9 protein-coding genes are annotated in these 5,572 nt (G+C 59.6%); 7 read left to right on the top strand and 2 right to left on the bottom strand.

The features are described from left to right. From IT41_RS18880 to IT41_RS18900, 5 genes are all read left to right on the top strand, one after another. On the top strand, positions 1-935 hold a 935-nt coding region (locus IT41_RS18880; RefSeq protein WP_036744252.1), incomplete at its 5' end, for a type VI secretion system Vgr family protein. Then, positions 935-2,413, top strand: a complete 1,479-nt coding sequence (locus IT41_RS19635; RefSeq protein ID WP_052081798.1) for a hypothetical protein — start codon at positions 935-937, stop codon at positions 2,411-2,413. The genes IT41_RS18880 and IT41_RS19635, both read left to right, overlap by 1 nt. Positions 2,414-2,419: 6 nt before the next feature. After that, on the top strand, positions 2,420-3,142 hold the full coding sequence (locus IT41_RS18890) for a hypothetical protein (RefSeq protein ID WP_036744253.1): 723 nt from the start codon (positions 2,420-2,422) through the stop codon (positions 3,140-3,142). A 50-nt stretch (positions 3,143-3,192) separates the two neighbouring features. Further along, entirely contained in the window at positions 3,193-3,558 is a 366-nt protein-coding gene (locus IT41_RS18895; RefSeq protein ID WP_139221795.1) for a hypothetical protein, read from the top strand. A gap of 39 nt (positions 3,559-3,597) precedes the next feature. After that, complete coding sequence (locus tag IT41_RS18900) at positions 3,598-4,011, top strand: hypothetical protein (protein ID WP_036744257.1); 414 nt, start codon at positions 3,598-3,600, stop codon at positions 4,009-4,011. Between the two features lie 71 nt (positions 4,012-4,082). On the opposite strand, the gene IT41_RS20400 is transcribed toward IT41_RS18900, so the two are convergent. Continuing rightward, on the bottom strand, positions 4,083-4,445 hold the full coding sequence (locus tag IT41_RS20400) for a PAAR-like domain-containing protein (protein ID WP_074948234.1): 363 nt from the start codon (positions 4,443-4,445) through the stop codon (positions 4,083-4,085). Next, entirely contained in the window at positions 4,417-4,596 is a 180-nt protein-coding gene (locus IT41_RS21395) for a hypothetical protein (RefSeq protein WP_139221794.1), read from the bottom strand. Before IT41_RS21395 ends, IT41_RS20400 begins: the two co-directional genes overlap by 29 nt. A gap of 238 nt (positions 4,597-4,834) precedes the next feature. Here IT41_RS21395 and IT41_RS18910 point away from each other — a divergent pair, with 238 nt between their 5' ends. Continuing rightward, the gene (locus tag IT41_RS18910) at positions 4,835-5,041 is read left to right on the top strand and encodes a hypothetical protein (RefSeq protein WP_036744260.1); all 207 of its coding nucleotides are present in this window, start codon (positions 4,835-4,837) and stop codon (positions 5,039-5,041) included. A 254-nt stretch (positions 5,042-5,295) separates the two neighbouring features. Then, positions 5,296-5,572: IS5 family transposase (locus IT41_RS20405; protein WP_036741137.1), on the top strand; the 277-nt coding region annotated here is incomplete at its 3' end.

The following is a 5,572-nucleotide window of genomic DNA, read 5'->3' on the forward strand; positions in this document are numbered from 1 at the left end:
AGGGCGAGATCGACTGCGACGAATACGGCCGCATTCTGGTGCGGTTCCACTGGGACTTGGCGAACGCCTATTCGATGCGCTGCCGGGTCAGCCAGAACTGGGCCGGCGCCGGCTGGGGCGGCATGGTCATCCCGCGGATCGGCATGGAGGTGCTGGTCGAGTTCCTCGAAGGCGATCCCGACAAGCCGGTCGTCGTGGGCAATGTGTTCAATGGCAAGAACGACGCGCCATACCCGCTGCCCGCGCACAAGACCAAGGCCGTGTGGCGCTCCAAGACCCACAAGGGCGAGGGCTTTAACGAAATCAGCTTTGAAGACGAAAATGGCCGCGAAAAGGTATACATGCACGCGCAACGGGATCATGAAATCCACGTTGAACATGACCGCTCGAAGCGCGTCGACCGTAATCAGCTTGAGAGCGTCGGAAGCAACAAGACCATCGAGGTTGGCAACAATCACCACGAGGTCATTGGCGGGAACATGACGTTGATGGTTGGGCCGAACAAATTGCAAAGCTTCGTGACACAGAAATTTAAGGCTTTGACCTCTGCTCTGGGCGATATGGCGGGCAAGCTGGGCCTACCCGATATGCTGAACATGGGCGAGGGTAACCTGATTATCGGGGTCGCCAAGAACAAGGCAGAAACCGTGATGCTGTCCTCGACCGAGGTTGTCGGTGCAGGCAAGGCGGTCACTGTGGGCGGCGGGATGCAGACCATTGTCGGAGGCATCGCGAACACGACGATCGGCATTGGCGCCTATGAAGAGGTCGGCCACAACAAGGCCGTCATCGTTGGGAAGCAATACGAGATCGTTGTTGGCGACAGCAAGGTGCTGATGCAGGAGAACGGAACCATCTCGATCACCGGCAATAAGATCCTGATCGACGGAAAGGAACTTGTCCGGATCACCGGCAAGACGGTCAAGGTCAACTGATGCTGCCCTTCGGCCGAACGCTGGGACAGCGTTTCCACGATCAGTTGGTGCGCCAGCAGATTGACGCATCGGCCGGGGGGCAGTGGCCGCCGGGTTCGATGCTGGCGACGTTGAACCGGGTCGCGCGCGGCACCAACAACCTGGACATGACACCGAACGAGTTTCTGACGCATGTCCGCACCGACCAGCAGCAATACTTTTTGGAACGTCTGCGCGAATATGAAGCTATGCTTCATATGCTGGGCCTGCTGGTCGGGGCGGTCGGAACCCAAGCCGAACAGAAAGCGGTCCGCGAGGCGCTGGTAGCCGCGCTGGAAAAGTACATTTCCACGCTGGAAGTGCGCAATCCGATGTCGCCGAAACACCCTGGCGCCTTCGTGTCGCCGTCGGCGGCGATCTTTGCCAAGATGCAGGAATGGTTCGGCTACGAGGAAGCCGCCGAGCAGACCCGGCGTTCCAGCCAGATCCAGAATGCGACGCAGCTGGAAATGCAGTTGCGCGTGGGCGAGATGATCGTCGATCTGCTGACCTCGGTCTGGAATTCCTTGGTCGAGTGGTGGAACAACTTCTGGAGAATCTACAAGACCGAGGGCCTGCTGATCGCGATGAACCGGGCCCGGATCGACGCGACTTTCCTGGCCGCCGAGGTTGCCATCGACATTGCGATAACCGTGGCGCTTGGCGGAGCCGGCGCCGCCTTGGCGGGCGCGCTGAAAGGACTGCGGTTCGTGGGGATGCGCACTGCCCGCGGGGCAACGCGCGTCTTGGTCAAGGCGATACCGGATGGCGTGCCCAACCCGCGCGCTTTGGTTCTGATCGAGCGCGAGATCCGCGATGTCGACATCCATCCGGACATAGACAAGATCGTGGACGAGGATCGTTTCGGCGGTGCTGCCACCTTGGATGATACAGCGAAGCGGGCCGAGGCAAAGCCGACAACCGCCGAAACCACCAAGGTTGACGGCGACGCCGATGCACCGCCGCCGCCCAAATATTCGAACCGCAAGCTGACGGAAAGGGAACGCGCAAGGGCCCGCGCCGCCTCGCCCACCGACGAGCTGCGCGACATGGTCAACGAGGGGCAGCCCATCGCTAGCCCCGCAAACCCGGTGCCCGACCCGTGGCTGGTCGGCATGAACCGGACCGCGCGACTGGAGCCGGATCACATCGTGCCGCTGTCGCATATCATGGAGAAACCGGGCTTCAGCGATCTGACCCCGGCCAATCAGGATCTTGTGCTCAACATGCCTGAAAACTTCCACGGGCTTAGCCGCAGCGCCAATGGCTCGCGCGGGAACAAGACATTTCAGGAGTGGACCCAGCATGTCAGCAGCGGTACACCGGTGACACCGGAGCTGCGGGCACGGATGATCCTGGAAGAGGCCCGGATGAACGAGGTGATCCAGCGGCGGATTGACGAACTTCTCAGGCAGCAGCAGGCCGCAAAAACTGCGAGCTCCCCATTCAGAGATGACTGACCGACCATGACAAGCCGCGACGACATGCTTGCCTATCTGCGCGATCGCCTCGATCCGACGGTGCGTCTTTATGCCGGTGCAGCCGACGCATTGCCCAAACACTGGCAGGATTATGACAGCGATGATCAGGCCCTGCGACGTTTCGCACTGCGCCAAGAGCTTGCAGCCTATGAGCCCTATCTGCCATCGACGATGGCCGGTCTGGAACAGGTGGCGCTGGATGCGTTCATCGTTCAGACCGACCGGCTGGGCGTGCTGAGGATCATTGCGCGCCAGATCGGGGGCAAGGTCTATGGCACCTATTCGGCACTGCCGACCGGCGATGACTCTGCCGGGTCGGCCGCGATGAAACTGCTGTTCGCCCATGGGCCCAAGGCGCTGGCATGGACCTATCGCACACGGATGAACGGGCTGACCGATCCCTTTGGCTTTGCGGGCTTCAAGACCTCGGCCCTGCTGACCACAATGGCGGACGAGGCCGACACTTATGCCGAGGCTGACTGGTATGCCGCATTCGCAAAGCAGCACGATACCTGTTCAATCGTCGAATTTCTGGCCACCGGCGGCGGAGCCTATCTGTTGCTTGACCTGTCTCGCGATCAATCTGCGGCCGAGGATCCCGAGGGTTTGGTCGTCTACATGAACGAGGGCACGCCCCCCGAGACGGTCAGCTTCTTTCAATATCTCGACATGTTCATGGAACTTGGCCTGACCGATTCAGGCCGTTGAGCAGCTATGATGCCAACGAGTTCACCAAGGGTTTTGACAGGACACAGCCGATGACCAGGGTCGACAGCGATGCATGGATTCCCAAGGCGAAGAAGCGCAAGGCCTATCGGGATCATCACCGCAACAAGTTCTTTCGGGAAGTCGGGCTGACCAAGGGGGCGGATGTTCAGGATATCACCGGGGCGCCGCGCGATGGGGCCTCTTTCGTGGCTGAACTGCTCGACCTCACGGCGGCGGGCTCGGTTCCCGATCCTGTCCATGCTGCGACCATGGCCGCTATGAAAGGCGCGCTGATGACGGCGGGGCTGGGCATCGGCCAAATGGGCGGCGTGTCCGAAACCATGGCGAGGCTTGATCAATATTCCCTGCCCGTGCTGCGCCGTGGCTGGTTTCGATCGCCTGCGTTCATCGATTGACCTCCCAGCAATTCACAACCAACAGCTAAGGGGGCGCTGATGCCTGCAGGCGGCCGTATCTCGGGATGGATTTATCGCGGCACCGTTCTGCTGACCGGCCTTTTGGCCGTTCAGGCCTTCCGGTTCGGCATTCGGACCTATGAACGCAGCTTTGGTGATCTGACCGATGTCGCGCAAGCCACCTTGGCCGCAAAGATCGCGCTGATGTCTGGCCTGCAACAGCCCATGCTGATAGGACTGATCCTGATTGCGTTGATCATGCGGTCCGGCGCCGTGGTCTGGTTGACCGGCTGGTTTCTGATCAGCAACCCGGCGCCGCTGTTGATCTCGGCGCTTGGCGCCGATCAGACGGAAGCGGTAATCCTGACGCTGAGCGTTGTCGGTCTGGCCGTTCTGGTCATCTTTTGGCTGCTGACCTATCTGGTCCGGACGGGTGAATTGCGCAGACCCTAGCCTGCCGGGCGGTCATTCGACATATCGCAGCTTGCCGACCGTATTGCCCGGCTCTTCGGGCCCGGCGCAATTCATGTCGTAAAGGCAGGTGTGCTGCAGCACCTCCATCCCGTCGACAAAAAAGAAGATTTATTCGAAATCGGGCGGTACCAGCCCCTGTTGACGCCGGATTTGGCCCCGCCGCCTTTGCCGGCCTCGTTTCCGGTCACCTTTTTGGTGCGGCTTGCCATGGTGAAGGCTTCTTGACCCGCGAAGCTCGTATTCGAAACCGTGCTTTCGGACCAGTCGAGACGAGATATGATCATGTAGGGGACAGGCACCATGCTCGACCCGATCGGTGTCAGGCAGACATCCGGTGCGAGACAGACGATCATGGCTTCCTTGCCGCTGTGGCGTGCCGCGCTCTTAGCCATTTTGCCCTGCTCCCCGGCCATCCCGTGTTCCGAGCCTAACCATATCGATCTGTAACGCCTCATGCGAGTCCGATGCCGGAAATCCTGCCCGCCAGATCAAAGTGGCGCGGTGTTCGCTTTCCAGGGTCGAGGCGATATCCAGCATCACCGTATCGAGGGTGAATTCGATCAATGCGTTGTCCGAGGACAACAATAAAATGAGCCCGGCGCACCTTCGACTACAAGTCCACGGTGTAAATCCCCAAGCTCTCCCGAATGCCGAAAGGGCAAAAGTGGACGACTTTTACGCCGCCCACGACTGCACAGCGCCGCCGCTACCGTGGCCGAGTATTGCTCCGCCGTTCACAGGAGGCTTGATCAGGATGATTATAAAGGCGTCCAGTCACTTTTGGATGCCGGCCTTGATGTAAATGTTCGAGGCTTCTACGCAAAAACACCAGAGATTTGGGCTGCACAAAGCAGCAATTGGGCTGGTGTCAGGTTTCTTCACAAACGTGGCGCTGATCTTTCGCTTTACGCAGCGGATGGAACGACTGTTGCTGGCTTCGCAAAAACATCTCGGCTTCGGCTGGATTCTGACGCAGGGCGTGATCTTCAGCAGGTACGTGCAATATTGACAGATATTGGCCTTTACAGTGATGTTCCGACCCCATCAGAGTTACGCGATCGTATGGCATCTGGGGATATACCGACGCCCAGAGCTTTCGATCGCGAGAATTGGCCCTCCGACAGATAGGAGTTGACCCGAAATCACAGGCGTGCGTCGCGACCGGACTAAATACCTACCGCGCAAGCTTTAGGGTCAGGACCCATAAGGCCGCTTGAACCCTTTGGATAGTCGTGATTCACGCCCGCAAACTACGGGGGCAACATGAGCGACTACTACTGGTTGACGGAGGCGCAGATGGAGCGTCTTCGACCGCACTTTCCGAAATCACGTGGCGTACCAAGGGTCGATGATCGGCGGGTGCTGAGTGGGATCATCTACGTCAAACGGAACGGTTTGCAGTGGCGCGACGCGCCATCGGTGTATGGCCCGCACAAGACGCTCTACAACCGGTTCGTCAGATGGTCTCGTATGGGTGTGTTCGCACGCATCTTCAAGGACTTGGCGCAACCAGGGCGAGACGGAGACACCATCATGATAG

The organism is Paracoccus halophilus, from assembly GCF_000763905.1.
In the GTDB taxonomy this organism is placed as follows: Bacteria; Pseudomonadota; Alphaproteobacteria; order Rhodobacterales; family Rhodobacteraceae; genus Paracoccus; species Paracoccus halophilus.

What these genes read in the sequence shown, in the direction of transcription:
- IT41_RS18890 (WP_036744253.1), top strand. Translation starts at nt 2,420, where the DNA reads ATGACAAGCCGCGACGACATGCTTGCCTATCTGCGCGATCGCCTCGAT.
- IT41_RS18900 (WP_036744257.1), top strand. Translation starts at nt 3,598, where the DNA reads ATGCCTGCAGGCGGCCGTATCTCGGGATGGATTTATCGCGGCACCGTT.
- IT41_RS19635 (WP_052081798.1), top strand. Translation starts at nt 935, where the DNA reads ATGCTGCCCTTCGGCCGAACGCTGGGACAGCGTTTCCACGATCAGTTG.
- IT41_RS18910 (WP_036744260.1), top strand. Translation starts at nt 4,835, where the DNA reads ATGTTCGAGGCTTCTACGCAAAAACACCAGAGATTTGGGCTGCACAAA.
- IT41_RS20400 (WP_074948234.1), bottom strand. Translation starts at nt 4,445, where the DNA reads ATGGCCGGGGAGCAGGGCAAAATGGCTAAGAGCGCGGCACGCCACAGC.
- IT41_RS18895 (WP_139221795.1), top strand. Translation starts at nt 3,193, where the DNA reads ATGACCAGGGTCGACAGCGATGCATGGATTCCCAAGGCGAAGAAGCGC.